This is a genomic window from Vibrio sp. 704, from assembly GCF_033339295.1.
Genome location: NZ_JAWOUH010000734.1, coordinates 1 through 585, shown reverse-complemented (window position 1 = coordinate 585; position 585 = coordinate 1). Strand labels below are relative to the sequence as shown.

The window sequence follows — 585 nt, the reverse complement described above, 5'->3', positions numbered from 1 at the left end:
GTAAATTTGTCGGTGAAATCAAAGTGGGTGTAGACCCCATTACGACGGAACGCCGCACCATCTTTGAATTGGAAGCCATGCTGCTTCACCGCCTCTGTCATTCCGGCAAGTTCAACCACCTCCATACAAGCTGGAAGTAAGCTTTCGCCAATTGAGAAACGAGGGAACGTCGCTTTTTCGATCACGACAACATCAATACCACGAGATTTTAGCAACGCAGAAACGGTGGAACCCGAAGGACCTGCGCCAACGACGACAACTTGCTTGTGCTCTGTTTTCATTCTTTATACTAGCTTGCTTGGAGTTTTAATAAGGTATGTCCGAGGCCAATGTTGTCCGTTCTTTCCACAACAGAGAGACCTGCTGCTTCAACAATTTCTAGAAAATCATCACTACGGTAGAAACGGCTATTACCATTGGCTAGGCAGGTAAAGTAAAGCGAGGTAGCATTTAAGCTGTATGACGCGCCCGCGTATTTCTGCGCATCCCAAAACAGTTCGAGAACGTAAACGGTATCGCCCGCGCTCAACTGCGCCTTCACTTTCTTCAAAATATTTAAAATTTCAATTGGAGAGAAACAATCTA

1 protein-coding gene and 1 pseudogene are annotated in these 585 nt (G+C 45.8%); both read right to left on the bottom strand.

The genetic code is table 11. The annotated features are described in order from the left end of the window. Nucleotides 1–281: FAD-dependent oxidoreductase (locus R7R24_RS28810; protein WP_318120471.1), on the bottom strand; the 281-nt coding region annotated here is incomplete at its 3' end. Between the two features lie 8 nt (nt 282–289). Continuing rightward, a pseudogene (locus R7R24_RS28805) lies at nt 290–585 on the bottom strand (SAM-dependent methyltransferase); the annotation flags it as partial.